We start from the raw sequence: 20,506 nt of genomic DNA on the forward strand, positions 1-20,506 counted from the left end.
GCGTAGGGAAGAGTGCGGTTCGTACGCTGATGGACAATCCGCAAGCCAGGAATGATACCTGGAACACGCCAGGCCACGGTCCTTCTCAGGAGGACTCCCAGGGCTCGCCGGTCTTCCTGAGTAGACTAGCTCAGGAACTGTCCCGACACTTTGAGCATCGTTGCCTGGAATGGATCGTTGATGATCGACTCCCTGCCCCAGCCCCGTACCACTGATCCAGCTGCCGTCCCCAGCCTCCGCTGGGGCGTGATCGGCACCGGCTGGATCGCCGACCAGTTCGTCACCACGGTGACCCGTAACACCTCCCAGCGGGTCGTGGCGGTCGGCTCCCGCAGCCTGGAGCGCGCCCTTGAGTTCGCTGAGGGGCACGGCATCCCTACGGCCAGCAGCTCCTATGAAGACCTAGTGGCCGAGGACGTCGATGTCATCTATGTCGCGACAGGCCACCTGGATCACGCCGCCCACGCACGTCTGGCTCTGGAGGCAGGCCGTAACGTGCTCGTCGAGAAACCTATGACCCCCACTGTCTCCGCCACACAGGAATTGATCAGTCTGGCCCGCCACAAAAGATTGTTCTGCATGGAGGCATTGTGGTCGCTCGCACTCCCCCGGTTCGACGTGGTGAGACAGATCCTGCAGGCCGGCCTTCTGGGACGCATCGAGGCCGTCACCGTGGATATGGGAGAGTATCTGGTGGATCACCACCGGGCAATGGACCCGAGCCAAGGCGGCGGGGCCATGAACGACCTGGGAACCTACCCGTTGATGTTCGCAAATTGGGTCCTACCCGAGGCCGAGGTCGTCGCGGCCATAGGGTCCCGGCACGCGACAGGTGCCATCGGGCAATTCATAGCGCTGCTGGAGGACCAAGAGGGACGGCAGGCAAACACCCTCACTTCAATGCTCACCAACACCCCAAGCACCGGGGTGATCGGCGGCAGCGAGGCCACCTTGATACTCGATGGCCCGTTCTACCGTCCAGGCCCAGTCGAGGTGAGATTCCGAGACGGCAGGGTGCTGGCCCATGATGAGCCACGCATCCATCACGAGGGGCTCTTCCACGAGGCTGTCGAAGTGGCACGCTGCATCAATGATGGCCTGGCCGAGTCCCCGATACGCCCCCTGGAGGCGACCCTCGCCACCGTGAAGCTGATGGAACAGGCCCGCTCTCTGATGGATGATCCAGCATAAGGATCACTGGGGAACCCGACCTCCAGCCCGCATGTCCCAGCGCCCTTCTGGGGCAGGTTCTCCCCTGAGCTGGGCGACCACCTCGGTCATGGCGTCCATGATGACGATGGTGGCGCGTTCCACATCCTCTCGGGAGGGGTCATCCCCTACTGGGAAAGCACTCAGGTCGACAGGCGGGCCTGCCTGCACCGCGACAGGGCGCCTACGCATCGAGAATAGCCTCCGGAATTCGAGCTTCTTCCGGCCGAGAAGGGCATCGGTACCCACCTGACACACCGGGATCACCGGGGCTCCCGTGGTGAGCGCCAGGCGGGCCGCTCCCAAGCGGCCGGTCATGGGCCAGCCATCGGGATCGGCGGTGATGGTTCCCTCGGGGAAGATGGCGACACACTCTCCCGCCTCCAGCGCGGCGCGGGCATGCACAAGTGAGTCCTTGGCCTGCTCAGAGTGGCGCACCACCGGGATCTGACGGCATTCACGAGCGAACCAGCCGACCACAGGGACCTTCCAGATCTCAGATTTGCCCAGGTACCGGGGCCATCGCCCAGACCAGATCAAAAACTCCCCTGTGGCAGGTACATCGAAGTTCGACAAGTGGTTGGAAACCACCAGCGCTCCCCCAACCGGGATGTTGTCCTGCCCCTGCCAGGTCCGCCGGACAAGCACTCCTAGGAATAGATGGACCAGCCGGGCTAGAAAACGATAGGCGCGGGGCGCTGGCTCATGGTTCGCCTGGCGCAGAGGACGCCGCCAGGGAAGTTTCTCAGGTTCCACGGGCTAGGAGAATACCGGGGGAAGGGGCATCGCCGCTGACCCAGCGGATCAGGACACAGTGTCGGCGGTGCGCACCGGAAGCGTCTTGGGCTTGAACCCCGGGCGGCGTAACTCGTAGGCCTCGATCTCGTCAGCGTGCTGCAGGGTCATGGAGATGTCATCCAATCCGTTGAGGAGACGATGCTTGGTGTATTCATCGATCTCAAACCTGATCGCAAGATCTCCCCGGGTGATGACCTGGGAGGGCAGGTCCACCGTCGTCAGCTCGCCGGGACGATCGTCAATCGCCTCCCAGAGCCGGTCCCGGTCCTCCTCGCTGACGAGTGCGACCAGCAACCCTGCCTTGCCAGAGTTGGAGCGGAAGATGTCCCCGAAACGGGTGCCAATGATCACTTTGAAACCATAGTTCTGCAGTGCCCAGACAGCGTGCTCACGCGAGGACCCAGTCCCGAAGTCGGGACCAGGGACCAGGATGGTGCCGCCGTTGAAGGGCTCACGGTTCAAGACGAACTCGGGGTCACCTCGCCAGCCCGCAAACAGTCCGTCCTCAAACCCAGTGCGGGTGATGCGTTTCAGGTAGACAGCGGGAATGATCTGATCAGTGTCGATGTTGCTGCGCCGGAGCGGGACAGCGATCCCGGTGTGGTTGGAGAAGGCGTCCATAGTCAGACTCCGATCAGGTCGGCGGGAGAGGTCAGGCGACCGGTGATGGCAGTGGCCGCTGCGACGGCAGGGCTGACGAGATGTGTACGTCCCCCCTTACCCTGGCGGCCCTCGAAGTTGCGGTTGGAGGTGGAGGCGGAACGCTCTCCTGGAGAAAGCTGGTCGGGATTCATCCCCAGGCACATCGAGCACCCAGCCGCCCGCCATTCCGCCCCTGATGCGAGGAACACCTTGTCCAGCCCCTCGATCTCCGCCTGGAGACGCACCCGGGCCGACCCGGGAACCACCAGCATGCGTACCCCCTCGGCTATCTTGTGGCCTTGAAGCACGGAGGCAGCCAGCCGCAGATCCTCAATGCGCCCATTGGTGCAGGAGCCAATGAAGATGGTGTCCACAGCGATATCCCGCATCGGGGTCCCAGGAACCAGGTTCATATATTCGAGCGCCCGGCGAGCCGTGGCCTGCTCCACCTCTGACTCGAAGTCCTCGGGGGCCGGCACCACACCGCCCAGGGGGACACCGTGGCCGGGGTTGGTTCCCCAGGTGACGAAGGGGGTGATCTGGGTCGCGTCGATATCGACCTGCGCGTCGAAATATGCGTCGGGATCTGAGCGCAAAGTCTTCCAGTACTCGACGGCAGCTTCCCAGTCATCGCCTACCGGAGCGTGCGGACGGTCCTTCAAGTAGGCGAAGGTGGTCTCGTCGGGAGCAATCATGCCGGCTTTCGCACCCCACTCGATGGACATGTTGCAGATGGTCATGCGACCCTCCATCGAGAGCTGCTCGATGGTGCTGCCCCGATACTCGACGATGTGTCCCTGTCCCCCACCCGTACCGACTTTGGCGATCAAGGCCAAGACGACGTCCTTGGCAGTCACCCCGGGTGACAGGGTGCCATTGATGTTGACGGCCATCATCTTCGGTTTCTTCTGCGGCAGGGTCTGGGTAGCGAGAACATGTTCCACCTCAGAAGTGCCGATTCCAAAGGCCAGTGCGCCAAAAGCACCGTGGGTCGATGTGTGGGAGTCTCCGCAGACAATGGTCATGCCGGGCTGTGTCACTCCCAGCTGGGGCCCGATGATGTGCACCACACCCTGGTCACGGTCCCCCAGCGAATGGATGCGCACACCGAATTCGGCTGCATTCCGGCGCAGGGTCTCCACCTGGGTACGCGAGACGGGATCCGCGATCGGAGAGAGGATGTTCAGCGTGGGGGTGTTGTGATCCTCGGTCGCCAGGGTCAGGTCCGGGCGACGCACTTTACGACCGTTCATCCGCAGGCCCTCGAAGGCCTGTGGGCTAGTGACCTCATGCACCAGGTGCAGGTCGATGTAGAGAAGATCGGGTTCGTCATCGACAGAACGCACAACGTGCGCATCCCAAACCTTCTCGGCCAGGGTCTTCCCCATTTTCACGCTTCCTTATTACGATCGCTCGATGAGAGCGAGCTTGCAGACTTGGCGACACTTTATCTTGCGTGTCCAACATTTGAAACGATAATCTCGAGATATGGACGAAGAAGGAAGCGGGGTAGGAGTCCTCGACAAGGCGGCAGCGCTGCTGACCGCCTTGGAGACCAGCCCTCTGACGCTCGCCGGCCTGGTGGGCGCCACCGGGCTGGCGCGACCGACGGCACACCGGCTGGCAGTCGCCCTGGAGCATCATCGTCTCGTCACCAGAGACCTCCAGGGACGTTTTGTCCTGGGCCCACGACTCGTCGAACTGGCAAGTTCAGCGGCCGAGGATCCCCTGCTGGCCACAGCTGGCCCCATCCTCACGCGCCTGCGGGACATCACCGGAGAGTCAGCGCAGCTGTTCCGCCGCCAGGGAGATGTACGTATCTGTTCCGCAGCCGTGGAACGTCCCTCGGGACTGCGTGACACCGTCCCCTTGGGATCACAGCTGTCAATGACGGCGGGCTCGGCCGCCCAGGTCTTGCTGGCATGGGAAGAGCCAGAGAACATACCCCGGCTCGTCAAGGATGCCACGTTCACCATGGTCTCCCTGCAACAGGTGCGCAGGCGAGGTTGGGCACAGTCGGTGGCCGAGCGCGAGCCAGGCGTGGCCTCGGTGTCCGCTCCTGTCCTGTCGCCTTCGGGAAAGATCATCGCAGCGGTGAGCGTCTCCGGTCCCATCGAGCGCTTGAGCCGGCAGCCAGGCCGGGTCCATGCACCGGCCGTGATGGCTGCGGCTGAACGCCTGAGCGAGGTGCTTCGCCACAACGGCGCAAACTGACAGGACACCGGGGAAGCGGCTCGCCCCGGCCGGTTGCATCGGTGTGCAGGTCCTGTGGGAATCCACCGGAATACATAAAGAAGGCCCTAGTCAAATGCGCATTTGACTAGGGCCTCGCCCTGGTAGCCCCGACGGGATTCGAACCCGCGCTACCGCCTTGAGAGGGCGGCGTGCTAGGCCGCTACACAACGGGGCCAGGTGATGGATACGGCCTTCTTATGAGGCCCTCTCCGCAGGGGTACCTGGACTCGAACCAAGACTAACTGAACCAGAATCAGTCGGGCTGCCAATTACCCCATACCCCTTGGCGCTCTCCCGAGCACGGAGAGAAACAGTACACGGCCTGCATCAGGTGCGCAACTTGCAGTTCTCTTCCTCGCGGCATTTCAGGACAAGCTCTGGCACGACAGCAACCAGCCGCTTTGATGAGACTATGAGAGACCGCGTGAGCAGGGGCGTTCTTGCGCTTCTCATCGGGCGAGGGCTTCTGACAGCTCGGAGCTGATACGCACCTCCCCGGGGCTGCTTGTCACCGGATGTCCCAGGCGTGTGAGGATGGCGTCCATCACCTCAAACCGCCCACGCCCGGCGCCATCGGAGATCTTCACGGCCACTCCGATGCCCTCTGGCAGCCCCACGGCGAGGATTCCCTCCGCGCCCACCTTGCCAACGGCGCCGGGCACTTGCTGCATGAGCCGGACCACCGGATGAGTGGTGGAGGATGTGTACTCGGGATACCGGCGGAAGGCATCCGCGAGGCGTTTACCAGGCCCTTCCTGTTCAGCTGCCCAGCACGCAAAGCCTCGGGCGAGGCCAGGCAGGGTGGTGACGAAAGCCGGTGCCGTGCATCCGTCCACCACCGGTTCTCCGATCACCCCACAGTATTCCTCGATGGTCGCTCTGATGAGTCGTTGCAGGGGATGCAACGGATCACGGTAGCCATCGGTCGGCCAGCCTGCGATCAGGCAGGTACGCAGCATCGCTGCATGTTTGCCGGAGCAGTTATGGGCCAGCGCCTCCTTGCCACGGCCAGAGGCCAGCCAGGCCCCCAGCGACGCCGGGTCACCGGGAAAGTCTGCGGTGTGCTGGAAATCAGATGTGCCCAGGCCACTCAGCTCAAGGATACGAAGTGCCCCTTCTGTGTGGATCGACTGGCCAAGATGCGAAGCTGCGGCCAAGGCCAACAGCTGATTCTCCAGGTCCAGCCCACCGCGCAGCATCGCGATCGCCTGAAAGGGTTTCACAGCAGACCTCGGCAGCGTCGGCACCCCCATATCTCCCAGTGCCAGCAGTATCCTCCCGTCTTTCCGGACGACGCTGACCCGGCCACGATGATGACTCTCAGCTACCCAGCCCCGACCAACGACTCCCAGAAGCACATCCATCATGCAGGGCAGTTTAGGAGACGAGGATGCCGTCAAGTGCCCTCATCTAGTGCCCTCATCTGCGGCCCGGCTAGGGTGTGAGGATCGCCACCCTCAGCCTTAGTCCAAGCCACCATGCGATGGAGCCGAAGACTGCAAAGCCAACAAGATCAACCAGTGCCACACCCCAGGAGATGGCTGTCATCGCCTTGAGCGCAACGATGCCGCCTGTGAACAGAGAATAGGTGAAGGCGAAGACGTTATTGACCACGTGAGCGGCAATCGCTGCCTCCAGCCCACCGGTGGCCCACACCAGGACTCCTGCGATCAGGCCGAATCCAAGACGGTGGACGAACAGGGCCGCGTTCTGTCCGCCATGCAGGACAGCGAAGACAAGCGCGGAGGAAACGATTCCAACCCAGGATCGCCCCGTCAGGGAACCGATGGTCTGCTGCAGATAGCCACGGAAGAAGAACTCCTCTGCAGCCGCCTGGAGCGGCGAGGTGATCAGCACGAGGAGCAGATAGACGGACCAGCCAGGCTGGGGCTCACTCCAGGCCATGTCGCCGCCTCTGGCCAGCCACAGGCTGGCGTTGAACACGACTGCCGCCACCACGAAGCAGATCAGCAGATAACGCCAGCGTCCCCCGGGCTGGACGGAGATCACCCACTGGTGCTGCCTGCCATGCCAATACCTATAGATCAGAAGAACCACCAGCAGCAGGCTCCCGATGCCCAGGTGAGTCGCGACGAGCCCGTCGGGAAGTTTGTAGGCCAGTGCCTGGGAGCGGTACTGCGAGAAATCCGGCTGGCCCCGGAGGAGCCATCCGGCTCCCAGCACAGCCTGAGCCACCAGCTGCACCGCGACGAGAAACGCCAGCAGCGTGGCGGAAAGACCGAGCGTCAACCGGAGCGGATCCTCGCCCCGCAGAGCCAGCGGATGCCTGAGCCCAGGCCCGGGAGGCCAACTGTTCACGCGGAGGTCACGGGATTGCTGAGCACCCCGAGTCCATCGATCTCCACAGACACCACGTCTCCGTCTGCCATCGGCCCCACCCCAGCGGGAGTGCCTGTGAGAATGACGTCCCCTGGAAGCAGAGTCGTGAAAGAGGAGATGTAGGTGACCAGGTCAGAGATGCCCCTGACCATCTGGGCGGTGTTCCCACGCTGAAGCACCTCGTCACCGAGCCGGGTCTCGATCGCAAGATGACCAGCCTCTGCCAGAGTAAAGTGGGTATTGATCCAGGGTCCGAGAGGACAGAAGGTATCACTGCCCTTGGCCCGGAACCACTGGTCTCCTTCCCTCTGCCAGTCGCGCGCAGTCACGTCATTGGCGATGGTGTACCCGAACACCACATCCGCGACCCGCTCCTCTGGCACCTGCTTACAGATCCTTCCGATGATGATGGCGAGTTCCCCCTCGTAGTGCAGGTCTTCGCAGCCATCAGGACGCACTATCGGCTCATTGGGCCCAATCACGCAGGTATTCGGTTTGAGGAAGAGCATCGGCTCCGCTGGAACAACCGCCCCCTGCTCAATGGCATGGTCAGCGTAGTTGCGCCCAACTGCCACGATCTTGCTGCGGGGAATGACCGGAGCCAGCAGCCTGACATCGGAGAGGTCGTGCCTGGCTCCCGTGTAGTTGACGGGCACCCCTGCCAGAGGGTCCCCCGTTATCGCTGCGATGGTCTCGGGGTTCTCCCCGCCGTCGACCTCCAACTCGATGATGCCATAGGCAGGATCCTTGCCGGCAGCGGCGAAACGGGCTATACGCATGCCGCCAGCCTAGCGATAGGAATGGGGTTTCATGACATGTGAACCTGCGCAGCAGAGCATCAGGGCATCTCGAAGCTTGGGAAACAGATCGTTTCCCGTCAAGACACCGCCTACGCTTCCCGCATGGCAAAACAGACCTTGGCAGTGATCGGTGGCGACGGCATCGGACCGGAGGTGACCGCCGAGGCGCTCAAGGTGCTTGAGGCCGTGGCCGGGGCCGATACTTTCCACAAGGTCCACTTCGATCTCGGAGCGGAGAACTGGCTGCGCACCGGAGAGGTCCTTCCCAACTCGGTCCTGGAGGAGCTCAGAACTGCTGACGCCATTCTCCTAGGGGCTGTGGGCGCCGCTCCTGGTTCTCACACTATTCCGAGCGGCCTCCTGGAACGGGGGTTGCTACTGAGGCTGCGTTTCGATTTCGACCACGCGATCAACCTGCGCCCATCACGTCTCTACTCCGGTGTGCCCACTCCCCTATCCTCTGAGGTGACAGCCAAGGGCGAAATCGATTTCATCGTCGTGCGTGAGGGAACAGAGGGGCTCTACTGCGGGAACGGCGGGGCCGTGCGCCCAGGAACGCCCCAGGAAATCGCCACCGAGGTGTCAGTGAACACTGCCTTCGGTGTGGAACGGGTACTTCGTGACGCCTTCCAGAGGGCTCAGGCGCGGCGTGGCAGGCTCACCCTGCTCCATAAGCACAACGTCCTGGTCAACGCGGGTGGTCTGTGGAGACGCCTGTTCGATCAGCTCGGCGAGGAATTCCCTGGCGTCGAGCGCAGCTACCTGCACATCGACGCGGCCATGATCGCGCTGGTGGTTGATCCATCGCAGTTCGACGTCATCGTCACTGACAATCTGTTCGGTGACATCGTCACGGATCTAGCGGCGGCAGTCACGGGCGGCATCGGACTAGCCGCCTCGGCAAACATCAATCCGTCCGGAGAATATCCATCGATGTTTGAGCCTGTCCATGGTTCCGCGCCAGACATCGCAGGCCAGGGCATCGCCGATCCGACCGCAGCCATCAGCTCTGTCGCCCTACTATTGGCTCATCTTGGCTACCCGGAGCTGGCCAGGCGTGTTGACGACGCGGTTGCCATTGACATCGCCTCACGCCGTCCCGGCCCCGTCCGGACTGCTGAAGTCGGCGACCGGATTGCAGCGGCAGCTGCGAGCTGAACCCCGGACACATGAATGCCGGGCCCGGATGGGCCCGGCATTCACTCACAGCGTTGATCAGTCGGCGGCCTCACCCTGGAGCACGTCGTCCGTCACGCGGCCACGCAACATGTCCAACAGGTCGATGCCGGTGGTGTTCTTAATCATCTCGACGGTCTGCAACACGTTGTCATTGACCTGCCGGGGCAGCGCGGCCGCCCCTTCCGTGGAGACGACAGTGAGCTTGTCGATGCTGCCCATGGGAGCAGCGACCTTCTCGGCGACCTGCGGCAGGACCTCGATGAGCATCTGTAGCACCGCGGCCTCGTTGTAGTTCGCGAAGGCAGCTGCCCGTTTCTCCATGGCCTCGGCCTCGGCCGTACCGACGGCGAGGGCTGCGGCAGCCTTTGCCTCGCCTTCTGCGCGGATGGCATCAGCTTCGGCGATACGACGTGCCTTCTCAGCCTCACCACGGCGGGCACCCTCGATAGCCTCGGCCTCAGCGAGTGCCGCACGGCGTTGTTTCTCACCCTCACCGGTGAGGCGTGCGGTCTCGGCCTGGGCCTCAGCATTGGCAATGGCAGCAGCCTTGCGAGCCTCGGCCTCGAAGATCTCGGAGTTACGCCGTCCCTGGGCGGCGGTCTCGGTCTCGTACCGCTTCGCATCGGCGGGCTTGCGGACTTCGGTGTCGAGCTGGCGGTCCTTCAACGCGGCCTGGCGCACGGCGACCTTCTCCTGCTCGGTGAGGATTGCCTGGTCGCGGTCTGCCTGGGCCAGTGGTCCGGCCGCATCCGCCTGAGCGCGGGCAGCATCCGTCTCGGCCTTGATCTCGGCCTCCTTCAGCACCAGCGCTCGTTCCGAGATGGCGATCTCCTGTTCGGCCGCGAGCCTCGCCTGCTCAGCCTCACGCCGAGCATCGGCCTCAGCAATGGCTGCGATCTGGCCAACCTTGGCGGACTCAGGACGTCCCAGGTCTGACAGGTAGGAGCCGTCATCGGTGATGTCCTGGATCTGGAAGGTGTCGAGTACCAGACCCTGGCCGGTCAGCGAGGCCTCGGACTCATCAGCCACCCGCTGCGCAAAAGCTGCGCGGTCACGGATGATCTGCTCTACGGAAAGACCACCGACGATGGAGCGGAGCGCACCCGCAAGGGTCTCCTGCGTAAAGGTTTCGATCTCCTCCTGCTGCATCAGGAAACGCTGGGCGGCAGCGCGGATGGAGTCCTCATTGCCACCCACCTTCACTATGGCGACACCGTCAAGGTTCAATTTAATGCCCTGTCCGGAGACCGCATTGCGGATCTGGACCATGATACGACGGCTGGACAGGTCGAGTACGTGCAAACGCTGGATCAGCGGGATCACAAAGACGCCGCCACCCATGATGACCTTCTGACCGGACAGGTCGGTGGAAACCAGACCGGTCTCGGGGTTGGTGACCGCCTTGCCCTTCTGGCCCGTGATGATGTAGGCCTCGTTCGGACGAGCCACCCGGTACCTGCTGGCAATCAGCCAGATCACCAAGGCGACCAGTAGAACTATGCCGCCTACTCCGGTAACCAGGGAGGAGAAATTATTCATGGATGTGCGAACCTTTCTGTTCAGTACTGGGGAGGTTCATCGGCGGTGGGACGAACCTCAACGGCTGTGGGGGACAGGACACCGGAAACCCAGACCGGGGTTCCCGCGGGGATCGGCAGTTCAGCCCGCGCCGCACGCTTGTGGGTGCCGATCCGGATTTCACCAAAACCACCTTCCGGAATGTCCGTGATGACGCGGGCCTCCGCCCCGACCAAGTGGTCGCTGCGAAGCGCCTGCCCGGTTTCCGCGCGTTTCAACCAGCGGGTGAGGGCCACCGCTCCCCAACCGGCCAGGCTTCCTGCGACCAGACCGACCAGGGAGGCCAGCCACACGCTGTCCGTGAATTCATGAACGGCCACCCCGCCGAACCCGAAGGCCCCGACGAAAGCAGCGATGACCGAGGTGGAGAAAACCTCGGAATCCAGACCGTCGAAGTGAAGGGCGGAATCCAGCAGATCCCCCAGGATCAGGGACACCAACAGGACCATGACCCCTGCGATCCCGAGGATCAGGAAAACGCTCACCGTTGTCCCTTCCTGTTTTGTCCAGCGACCCAAATTTACCAAATCAGGGGTGCAGGCCAGAGTGCGTGCCACCCCGGGGCAGAGCGGGTGAAAAACGGCCGACCTCCCCGTCCGAATGGTTTTCCCACACCCCGAGGTTCCCGTGTACCAGCCAGACCGGCCTAAAGGACCCCTGCCAGCGGGGCCTCCCCCGCGCAGGCGGATCGGGTCTGGTGGCGCGGTCGCGAGAATCACCGTCTTCCCAAACATCTTCCAGGCAAATCGCCGATCCCGAGGGCTCGCAAGAAGAACCAGGGATGGCGCTCATTCCCAGTGCAGACGAATCGCCGAGGTGAGCCGCCACGGGTCGATGTCGCGCACCGCTCGCGTGATGCCCTCACCCTCGGGGCTGCGGGCGTACCGGACCTCCCCCTCCCCCACCCATCGCCGCCAGGCGAGCAGATAGGCGTCGGCCCGGTCCCTGTTGGAGGCGAGCACGCTCGGGACCGGATGCCAGGTTTCCAGAACGGTTTCCCGCCCGATCAGGCCGAGTCTCAACACGTCCCGGAGCCGGGGCGGGTCGGCGGTGAGGCGGGAGATCAGGTATCGGGGTCGGGAAACGGGTTGCAACGCTTCGTCCAGCGCCTCCGCAAACCCGGCCGATTCCTCCGCGGGCACCCCGGACAGCCGGCAGCGCAGTTCCTGTCCTCTGATCTCCACCGCGACCGCCCCGGCTCCCGCACTGACCAGCCCGCGCGCCTGGAGGGCATCGGCAACCGCCCTGGCCACCCTGCCAACACCGACGTTCGCCGCCAGCCCGGTGAGCCTGCGTCCCGCCCGGATCACCCGGATCAGCAGATCCACTCCCGTCAACACCAGTGCGGCGGCCGCCCACCAGGACAGCCCCAGCACCGCCAGCACCAGGGCCGCGCCCAGCGCCCAGGGCCACAGCACGGGCCCCAGCCTCCGGGGCGCCGCCTCCCCGAAGCCGCTTCCGGTCAACGGTTCCTTCGCCCTGGAACTCACCCGCACCACCGACACCTCCCGGCCGGTCCTGATCCGCGGGTCGTTCCATTGCTCCGTAACCCGGTCGCGTTCCCGGGAACGCCGGGCCGCAAGAACGTTGGCGGCCTCGATCCCGTCCGATTCCGGAGTCCGGAACTCGCTGAACCCATCGGCCAGGTGCGCCACCCCGTCCACCAGATCGCCCTGCTCGTCCGGGGCGAGGTAACCACGGTGCTTGCGCACGAGACGACGCCAATCCGCGTCCCCCATCACCCCGTCGGCGACGCAGGCCACCGACCAGTTGATCGCGACCTTAGCCGGATTCTCCGGATCGCGTCGTAGGCTGCGCCCGCGAAGCTGAACCACGGCACCGGGCGTGGTTGCGCTGGTCAGGTCCACCAAGCAGTTGACGCCCGGGGCGTCCCATCCCTCCCCCAGCAGCCCACGGGTGCCGATCAGGAGCCTGGTGCCACCCATCTGGAAGAAATCGGTAACCACCGGCACCCACTGGCGGACATTCCAGCCGAGAACCCGCACCAACCCCTCCTCCTCCGCGGTATCCAAGGAGTGCCCGGGAAGCCGATCCGCGGCGAAGTCCATCAGCGCCCGGGAGCTCGACGGGGTTCCCGCGACAACCCCAGCGGTGACGAGCAACGGTTCGAGGCGCTGCCCGACCGGGTTCTCGGCCAAGGCCTTCAGGGTCTGCCAGGCCGATCCCGAATCCGCGGTCACCACGTCGCGCAGACCGTGTGGCAGCGCGGCCGCCCGCTCGAAATCGCACACCACCAGGGCGCGCAGGTCAGCGCCGAGGTTCTCCTCCTCCAGAGCCACTATCTCGGCCGCGGCGAGGGCCTTGGATGCGCTGCGGGCCAGTACCCGGTCCATGGTGGAGGCGGCCGCGCTGATGCCTCGCCGGGTCCAGCGGTAACCGATGGAGGGAAGAACCTCCCGGACCTCCAGGATCAGGGCGTGGTCCCGCGGGTCGGGGCTGTCGACCAGCGGAAGGAGCCACTGGTTCAGTACCGCCACCCAGTCCTCGATCCCGGGATCGCGTCGGTGACGCTCGCCGAACGCAACTCCGATGGGTGGTTCGGCGTAACCCGCGTGGGCGAGGCGCAGCAGGGCATCGGTCAGGCGTTCATCCGTGGCCGCGAGTTCCTCCCAGGAAACGTTGGCCTGCAGGTTCGCCACCGCCTCGAAGAATGGAACGCTCGCCCTGTCCGGGGCGCTGAGATGGGTGAGCAGTTCCTGGACCCTCCCCTGCTGCTCTCCCAGCCAGTCGCGTTCAGCGGCAGTGGGGTTCGTCAGCCAGCCGAGTTCCTGATAAGGGACCAGGTCCCCGGCCGCCACCACTTGGGGAATGTTCGCGGAATACGTGATCTCACCGAAGAGTTCGTTCTCCAAGGTGGCCTCCGCTCCGGTCAGGGCGGTTGCCGGGGTGGCCGTGAGACCCAGCACGACGGCGTCGGGCAACAGTCCGAGCACCTCGGCCAGCAGCCGGCCCCACGTCCGGAGCAGGTGATGGCATTCGTCCAGGACGATCATCAGGTTCTCCGTGGCTGCGAGCTCGGCCACCAAGGCTCTTCCGTTCGGGTGCAGACGAGCCAGCTGCGTGCTCCCACCGGGGTCGTCCCCGAAATTGGCAAGTGCTTGATAGGTCAGGCAGCGAACCTCCGGCGCAGCGGCCTGCCACTGGCCGCGAATGGCGATGTTCGGGCTGAAAATCACACCGGTGCGTCCTGACTCGCGGATCGCCCGCACACCGACCATGGTCTTGCCGGCGCCCGGTGGCAGGACGATCCAACCCCTGGAAACCCCCGCCGAGATGCTCCGACGCCAAGCGTCGAGAGCCTCCCGCTGGTGCAATCTCAAAGGCATCAAGGTTCCGGAACGCTCTCTACGCGCCCGTCGGTGCACTGCTTCCAGGCCCGGCCCATGTCAATCGATCCCGGCGTCGCGTTTCTCGGGAAGCAGGAAAGCGGCGCCCGCGGCCAGCGCGAAGGAAACCGCGAAGACCGCGAAGGTGGTCACGATGCCTCCGCCGCCCATCAGCACCGGGACGAGCAGAGGTGCGATTATCGACGCGAGCCTGCCCACCCCGGCCGCCGCCCCGGTACCGGTGCCGCGCAGCGATGTCGGATACAGTTCGGGGCCGATGGCGTACAGCGCACCCCACGCACCCAGGTTGAAAAACGACAGGGCACATCCGGCTGCGATGATCGTGCCCTCCGTTCCCGCGACCGCGAAACCCAGCGCGGAAAGGGCCGATCCGGCGAGGAACAGCGCCAGGGTCAGGCGGCGGCCGATGACCTCGATCAACCAGGCCGCCACGGCATATCCGGGAAGTTGGGCCAAGGTGATGATCAGGGTGAACTCGAAGGACTTGACCAGGGTAAAACCCTGCTTCACCAGCAGCGATGGAATCCAGATGAAGGCCCCGTAGTAGGACAGGTTGATGCAGAACCACACCAGCCAGAACGCCAGGGTGCGGCGCCTCAGCTGCTTGGAGAACAGAGTGAGCCCGGTCGTCTCGATCGTCTCTCCCCGGTGTTTCGCGGCCTGCTCGGCGGTGTCGATCGTGGGGCCGTCGTAGGAGGTTTTCGCCGACTTCTCGAAACGCCCGACCGTCGCCTCGGCCTGCTCATAGCGTCCTGCGGTCTCCAGGTATCGCACGGATTCGGGGGTGCCGAGCCGGATCAGCAGCGCCCACAGGGCTGGCACGGCACCCAGTGCCAGGGCCCAGCGCCATCCCTGTTCGGAGCCGGCCACCACGAAGTACCCGATGATCGCCGACAGGATCCAGCCCACGGCCCAGAACGCCTCCAGCCAGATCACCACGCGGCCCCGGATTCGCCGGGGGGCGAATTCCGAGATCAGGGTGGAGGCCACCGGGAGTTCGGCGCCGAGCCCCAGACCCACCACGAAACGCAGCAGCAGCAGGACGGCCACCGAGGACACAACGGCCGTGGCCCCGGTCGCCAGCCCGTAGACCAGGAGTGTGAGCGCGAACACGGAACGACGACCGATCTTGTCGGCGAGCAACCCGCCGAATGTGGCGCCCAGGGCCATGCCGACGAATCCGATCGAGACGACCCACGATTTGGTGGCGTCATCCAGTCCCCACTGCTGCCCGAGCGCGACGATGACGAAGGAGATCAGGCCCACATCCATCGCGTCCAGGGCCCATCCGACCCCCGAAGCGCCCAGTAATTTGCCGTGTTCGCGCGTCATGGGCAGTCGTTCCAGGCGTTCTGTCCTGGTCAGCATTTCAGTTTTTTCCTCCGGATCTAAACAACGGGTGCCCGCCGACGACAACGGGCACCCGTTGTCGGCGTTGGGATCAGCGAGCGGCCGTGCCCTCCACGTAGTCATCGGTGCCGTGGTCCTTGACCCAGCTCATGAGCCTGCGCAGCTCACGGCCGGTGGCCTCGATCGGGTGGGCCTCACCCTTGGCGCGCAGCTCCTTGAACTCGGGGGCCCCGGCCTCCTGGTCGTCGATGAAGCGCTTGGCAAAGGCTCCCGATCGGATGTCAGCGAGCACCGCTTTCATGCTGTCCTTGACATGGGAGTCGATGATGCGGGGCCCGGAGACGTAGTCACCGAACTCGGCGGTGTCAGAGATGCTCCAGCGCTGCTTGGCGATACCACCCTCGTACATGAGGTCAACGATCAGCTTCATCTCGTGCAGGCACTCGAAGTAGGCCACCTCAGGCTGGTAGCCGGCCTCGACGAGAGTCTCGAAACCCGACTGGATGAGGGCTGAGACACCACCGCAGAGCACAGCTTGCTCGCCGAACAGGTCGGTTTCCGTCTCCTCGGTGAAGGTCGTCTTGATCCCACCTGCACGCAAGGCACCGATGGCCTTCGCGTAGGAAAGCGCCAGGGGCCAGGCATTCCCTGTGGCATCCACCTCGACAGCAATGATGGCCGGCACTCCCTTGCCCTCGGAGTACTCGCGGCGCACCAAGTGTCCTGGCCCTTTGGGGGCCACCATGCAGACGTCGACACCCTCTGGCGCCTCGATGTAGCCGAAACGGATGTTGAAACCGTGCGCGAAGAACAGGGCATCGCCGGGAACCAGGTGGGAAGCGATCTCTTCTGCGTAGAGTTTGCGCTGCACCTGGTCTGGGGCGAGGAGCATAACAAGGTTGGCCTCCTCGACGGCCTCCGCGACGGGAAGAACACGCAGCCCCTCTGCCTCGGCCTTCGCGATGGACTTGGAACCAGGGCGCAGGCCGACGCGGACATCGACCCCGGAATCACGCAGGCTCAATGCATGCGCATGTCCCTGGGAGCCATAGCCGATCACGGCGACGCTTCGGTCCTGGATGACAGACAGGTCGGCATCTGAGTCGTAGAACATCTCAGCCATTTTCTGTTTCCTCACTCTTTCTGGTGAATTATTTGGATTTGTGGTCGGCAAGGGTCCTGACACCGCGGCCCAAGGCCACCTGCCCGGACTGCACGAGTTCCTGAATGCCGTGTGGGGAAAGCATCTCCAGTAAGGCGGCAAGTTTCTCGGAGCTTCCGGTGGCCTCGATTGTCACGGACTCAGGGCTGACATCCACGGCCTTCCCCCGGAACAGATTCACCACGTCGATGACCTGGCTGCGCGTATGCACATCGGCACGGACCTTAACAAGCACCATCTCACGGCACACCGTGTTCGGCCCGAGCTCCAGGACCTTCCGGACCTCGATCAGCTTGTTGAGTTGCTTGACTATCTGTTCCAGGGCGGAGTCATCCTCAACTGACGCCACCACCGTCATCCGGGAGATCTCCGGACGTTCAGTCGGCCCGACGGCCAGCGAGTCGATGTTGAAACCGCGGCGGGAGAAGAGCGCTGCGATCCGGGTAAGGACACCTGGCTTGTTGGAGACCAGGACTCCAAGGGTGTGCGTGCTCACAGTTCTTCCTCTTCCCACACTGGGGCCATGTTACGGGCCACCTGGATTTCATCGTTGCTGACCCCTGCCGCCACCATTGGCCACACCATGGCGTCCTTGTGGACGGCGAACTCCACCACGACGGGGCGGTCGTTGATTTCCAGGGCCTTGGCGATGCATTCGTCCATCTCGGTCTCATTGGTCGCACGTAGCCCGGCACATCCCATCGCCTCGGCCAGCATCGGGAAGTTCGGGAGGTGCTCGGTGTTGAGGTCGGTGTTGGAGTAACGGGAGTCGTAGAAAAGCGTCTGCCACTGCCGGACCATGCCTAGGGTGTGGTTGTTGATGACCGCGATCTTGATGGGTATCCGGTTGAGGGCACAGGTGACCAGTTCCTGATTGGTCATCTGGAAACAGCCGTCGCCGTCGATGCCCCACACCACTTTGTCGGGCTGCGCGACCTGGGCGCCCATGGCCGCGGGCACACAGAATCCCATGGTTCCCGCACCCCCGGAGGTGAGCCATTTCATGGGCTGTTCATGGGGAAGGAAATGGGCAGACCACATTTGATGCTGACCGACCCCTGTGACGTAGATGCTGTCAGCCGGGCTGAGTTGTCCGATGCGCTGGACGACCTCCTGCGGAGACAGTTCACCGTCTGGCGCCTCCTCCCAGCAAGGCTGGTAGCGCTCCTTGACCTTCTCCAGCGTTTGCACCCAGGCGGCATCGTCGGGGACGCGATCGATTTCATCAGCCAGCAGGGCGAGCGTCTGGCGGCAATCGCCCACGATGGGGACATCCACCGTCCGGTTCTTGCCGATCTCGGCGGGGTCGATATCGGCGTGGATGACTTTCGCGCCAGGCGCGAAGGAGTCCAGTTTGCCTGTGACCCGGTCGTCAAAGCGGGTGCCGACGGCAATGATCAGGTCTGAACGCTGCAGTGCACCCACCGCAGCGACGGTCCCATGCATCCCCGGCATCCCCATGTGCAGAGGATGGGAATCCGGGAGGGCACCACGAGCCATCAGCGTGGTGACGACGGGGATCTGGGTCTTGTCCACCAGGGCAGCAAGTTCCTTGAAGGCCTCGGCCCTGACAACCCCGCCACCGACGTACAGGACAGGCCGCTTCGACTGGGAAATCAGTTTCGCAGCAGCCCGGATCTGGCGGATGTGTGGCTTGACGGTGGGTTTGTACCCCGGCAGGTCGAGCGCCTCAGGCCAGTGGAATGGGGCTTTGGCTGCGAGTGCGTCCTTTGCGATATCGACCAGCACGGGACCGGGACGTCCCGTGGAGGCGATGTGAAAGGCCTCTTTGATGGCCAGTGGAATGTCTTTTGTGTGCTTTATCAGGAAGCTGTGTTTCGTGATGGGCATCACGATTCCGCGGATATCGGCCTCCTGGAAAGCGTCAGTGCCGATGGCCGTGGAGTTCACCTGACCGGTGATGGCCACGAGTGGCGTGGAGTCCATGTAGGCGTTACCGATCGCAGTCACAAGATTCGTCGCCCCCGGGCCGGAGGTGGCGAGGCAGACCCCAACCTTCCCGCTCGCGATGGCGTAGCCTTCAGCGGCATGCCCGCCGCCTTGTTCGTGGCGCACCAGGATGTGCTGGATCTTCGAGTTGAACAGCGGGTCGTATGCGGGCAGGATCGCCCCGCCGGGGATACCGAAGGCTACCTCCACCCCGACGCGCTCGAGAGACTCGACGAGCGCTTGCGCACCCGTCAGCAACTGGCCGTCTGCCCTGGACATCGCTCTCCCTTCGGTTGCAGCCCGGAACTGCTTCGTTCAACAAAAAACCCTCGGTGCCATCGGGCACGCGAGGGAACGTCTCGACAAGAAGTCGAAACGTTGTCAGACGATTACGAGCTGACTACTGATCATGCATCCAAGGATTGCGGGATGCTGGACTGCTGTCAAGCTGCGATGCCCACGCGTCCTGAATGCTGAGACCACCCCGCATCTCGAAGTTGACTCCGGACCGGTTAGCTCCTCAGGGGCAGCCAGGGGAACGCCAGTGCCCAGCTGCCGCCCGTTCCGGCAGCACCCAGGACATCTGAGCACGCGTAAACCCTGAACCTCGAGCACCGCTAGAGGGTTTCCGGCCCCCTCACAGGATTTAGAGAACCACGTTTTGACTAGGGATTATCCGTCAATGGGACGAATCGCCCAACATTTCTTGCTTGAGACCTCAGCCATCGGTTTCCTAACGTTCCACACTGCCCCAGTCCAGTTCCATGAGAAAGGGCGAAAGATGACCGCTTCCCCACGCCTAGGCCGCACCCTGAGGCTGCTGCGCGACTCAACGGCAGGTTTGGCACTGACCGCCCTGTTGACGGTTGCGATGCCTGCCGTATTCCCTGACGACCGGGCTGAGGCAGCTGCCGGCAACAGCATCACCGCGAAGGTGGCTGTGAACATCCGTTCCGGTCCAGGCACTGACCATTCCCGTCTCGGGGTGCTCTACCGTGGCGAGTCCCTGACTGTCCGCGGCTCTGCGTCGAACGGCTGGATTCCCGTCACCTGGCGGGGCGAGAAAGCCTGGGTGGCGGCTGCCTACGTCGCCACTGCCCAGGAGGTCCGTGAGTCTGCCTCCCGCCCTGGCGCAAGTGGTTCTGCCTGGACGACGACACGGCTCAATGCCCGCAGCGCGCCCAGGCTCACCGGGAGCATTCAGACGGTCCTGTCGAAGAGCACCCAGGTGACTCTCACCGGCCAGGTCTCCGGACAGTGGAGCCAGATCACCTGGGGAGACGGCACAGCCTGGGTGGCAAGCCGCTACCTAAGTTCAACCGAACCCACCCAATCCACTTCCCCCACCCCCAGTCCTGAATCTGTCTCCCCCACCACCACGCCTGAAACCATTGGGTCCCGCTGGGCAACCAGCGACCTCAACCTGTGGACAGGGACGAGCGGAAACCGATTCGCAGGAATGGCGCCGAAGGGTTCTGAGGTCAAGGTCACAGGCACCGTCTCGGGTGGCCGCGCCCAGATCGTGTGGCAGGGGGCGGTGCGCTGGGTCACTGCCCGCTACCTGTCGGAGACCGCACCCACCGCATCCTCCTCGGGAGGGGGTGGCGAGACCTGTCAGGCCTCGTTCTACAGCGATGACTCAGCCACTGCCTCCGGCGAGTCCTTCGATCAGTGGGCGATGAAGGCCGCCCACAAGTCGCTACCCTTCGGCACCAAGCTGAGGGTGATGAACCTGTCCAACGGCAAGACCGTCGACGTGACGGTGAACGACCGCGGCCCGTATGTGTCTGGCCGCTGCCTCGACCTGACCACCGGCGCATTCAAAGCCATAGCAGACACCCGGCAAGGAGTAGCGAAGATCAGCTATCAGATCATCAGCTGAGATCAATCCTGCC

The 20,506-nt window shown here is 63.9% G+C and carries 16 protein-coding genes, 2 tRNA genes and 1 pseudogene; 4 read left to right on the plus strand and 15 right to left on the minus strand.

Going from position 1 to position 20,506, the window contains the following annotated elements; all coding sequences use genetic code 11:
- Window positions 1-180 precede the first annotated feature (180 nt).
- On the plus strand, window positions 181-1,191 hold the full coding sequence (locus SK1NUM_RS08580) for a Gfo/Idh/MocA family protein (RefSeq protein WP_212321164.1): 1,011 nt from the start codon (window positions 181-183) through the stop codon (window positions 1,189-1,191).
- Between the two features lie 3 nt (window positions 1,192-1,194).
- Here the strand turns inward: SK1NUM_RS08580 and SK1NUM_RS08585 are convergent, their stop codons facing one another.
- From SK1NUM_RS08585 to leuC, 3 genes are read right to left on the minus strand one after another with little or no spacing between them, the layout of a single operon-like run.
- Window positions 1,195-1,965, minus strand: a complete 771-nt coding sequence (locus SK1NUM_RS08585; protein ID WP_223927440.1) for a lysophospholipid acyltransferase family protein — start codon at window positions 1,963-1,965, stop codon at window positions 1,195-1,197.
- A gap of 48 nt (window positions 1,966-2,013) precedes the next feature.
- Window positions 2,014-2,628, minus strand: coding sequence for a 3-isopropylmalate dehydratase small subunit (gene leuD / locus SK1NUM_RS08590; RefSeq protein ID WP_212321165.1), 615 nt, complete (start codon window positions 2,626-2,628; stop codon window positions 2,014-2,016).
- Window positions 2,629-2,630: 2 nt separating this feature from the next.
- Complete coding sequence (gene leuC, locus SK1NUM_RS08595; protein WP_212321166.1) at window positions 2,631-4,037, minus strand: 3-isopropylmalate dehydratase large subunit; 1,407 nt, start codon at window positions 4,035-4,037, stop codon at window positions 2,631-2,633.
- Between the two features lie 100 nt (window positions 4,038-4,137).
- Between leuC and SK1NUM_RS08600 the strand changes: the two genes are divergently transcribed.
- Window positions 4,138-4,863: an IclR family transcriptional regulator gene (locus SK1NUM_RS08600; RefSeq protein ID WP_212321167.1), complete on the plus strand. Its 726-nt coding sequence runs from the start codon at window positions 4,138-4,140 to the stop codon at window positions 4,861-4,863.
- Window positions 4,864-4,983: 120 nt separating this feature from the next.
- On the opposite strand, the gene SK1NUM_RS08605 is transcribed toward SK1NUM_RS08600, so the two are convergent.
- From SK1NUM_RS08605 to SK1NUM_RS08625, 5 genes are all read right to left on the minus strand, one after another.
- Window positions 4,984-5,059: transfer RNA gene (locus SK1NUM_RS08605), tRNA-Glu, on the minus strand.
- 37 nt (window positions 5,060-5,096) lie between these two features.
- A tRNA-Gln gene (locus tag SK1NUM_RS08610) sits at window positions 5,097-5,168 on the minus strand.
- 165 nt (window positions 5,169-5,333) lie between these two features.
- Window positions 5,334-6,251 (minus strand): asparaginase, encoded by a 918-nt coding sequence (locus tag SK1NUM_RS08615; protein WP_212321168.1) that lies wholly within the window; start codon window positions 6,249-6,251, stop codon window positions 5,334-5,336.
- 67 nt (window positions 6,252-6,318) lie between these two features.
- Window positions 6,319-7,203 (minus strand): CPBP family intramembrane glutamic endopeptidase, encoded by an 885-nt coding sequence (locus SK1NUM_RS08620; RefSeq protein ID WP_212321169.1) that lies wholly within the window; start codon window positions 7,201-7,203, stop codon window positions 6,319-6,321.
- Window positions 7,200-8,003, minus strand: a complete 804-nt coding sequence (locus SK1NUM_RS08625; RefSeq protein WP_212321170.1) for a fumarylacetoacetate hydrolase family protein — start codon at window positions 8,001-8,003, stop codon at window positions 7,200-7,202. The genes SK1NUM_RS08620 and SK1NUM_RS08625 overlap by 4 nt, the downstream gene beginning before the upstream one ends.
- Before the next feature lie 123 nt (window positions 8,004-8,126).
- Between SK1NUM_RS08625 and SK1NUM_RS08630 the strand changes: the two genes are divergently transcribed.
- Window positions 8,127-9,182, plus strand: a complete 1,056-nt coding sequence (locus SK1NUM_RS08630; protein WP_212321172.1) for a 3-isopropylmalate dehydrogenase — start codon at window positions 8,127-8,129, stop codon at window positions 9,180-9,182.
- Between the two features lie 57 nt (window positions 9,183-9,239).
- Here SK1NUM_RS08630 and SK1NUM_RS08635 read toward each other — a convergent pair whose 3' ends face one another.
- From SK1NUM_RS08635 to SK1NUM_RS08665, 7 genes and pseudogenes are all read right to left on the minus strand, one after another.
- A complete protein-coding gene (locus tag SK1NUM_RS08635; RefSeq protein WP_212321174.1) occupies window positions 9,240-10,742 on the minus strand; it encodes a flotillin family protein in 1,503 nt (500 codons plus the stop codon).
- Between the two features lie 20 nt (window positions 10,743-10,762).
- Complete coding sequence (locus SK1NUM_RS08640; protein WP_126377598.1) at window positions 10,763-11,266, minus strand: NfeD family protein; 504 nt, start codon at window positions 11,264-11,266, stop codon at window positions 10,763-10,765.
- A 303-nt stretch (window positions 11,267-11,569) separates the two neighbouring features.
- Window positions 11,570-14,128, minus strand: a complete 2,559-nt coding sequence (locus SK1NUM_RS08645; protein WP_212321176.1) for a DEAD/DEAH box helicase family protein — start codon at window positions 14,126-14,128, stop codon at window positions 11,570-11,572.
- A 60-nt stretch (window positions 14,129-14,188) separates the two neighbouring features.
- Entirely contained in the window at window positions 14,189-15,517 is a 1,329-nt protein-coding gene (locus SK1NUM_RS08650) for an MFS transporter (protein WP_212321178.1), read from the minus strand.
- 73 nt (window positions 15,518-15,590) lie between these two features.
- Window positions 15,591-16,622, minus strand: a complete 1,032-nt coding sequence (gene ilvC / locus SK1NUM_RS08655) for a ketol-acid reductoisomerase (protein WP_212321180.1) — start codon at window positions 16,620-16,622, stop codon at window positions 15,591-15,593.
- 28 nt (window positions 16,623-16,650) lie between these two features.
- On the minus strand, window positions 16,651-17,157 hold the full coding sequence (ilvN, locus tag SK1NUM_RS08660; RefSeq protein WP_212321182.1) for an acetolactate synthase small subunit: 507 nt from the start codon (window positions 17,155-17,157) through the stop codon (window positions 16,651-16,653).
- A pseudogene (locus SK1NUM_RS08665) lies at window positions 17,154-18,893 on the minus strand (acetolactate synthase large subunit); the annotation flags it as partial. The pseudogene SK1NUM_RS08665 and the gene ilvN, both read right to left, overlap by 4 nt.
- Window positions 18,894-19,392: 499 nt before the next feature.
- Between SK1NUM_RS08665 and SK1NUM_RS08670 the strand changes: the two are divergent.
- Entirely contained in the window at window positions 19,393-20,493 is a 1,101-nt protein-coding gene (locus tag SK1NUM_RS08670; RefSeq protein WP_212321186.1) for an SH3 domain-containing protein, read from the plus strand.
- Window positions 20,494-20,506 lie beyond the last annotated feature (13 nt).

It is taken from the genome of Arachnia rubra (genome assembly GCF_019973735.1).
Classification (GTDB): domain Bacteria; phylum Actinomycetota; class Actinomycetes; order Propionibacteriales; family Propionibacteriaceae; genus Arachnia; species Arachnia rubra.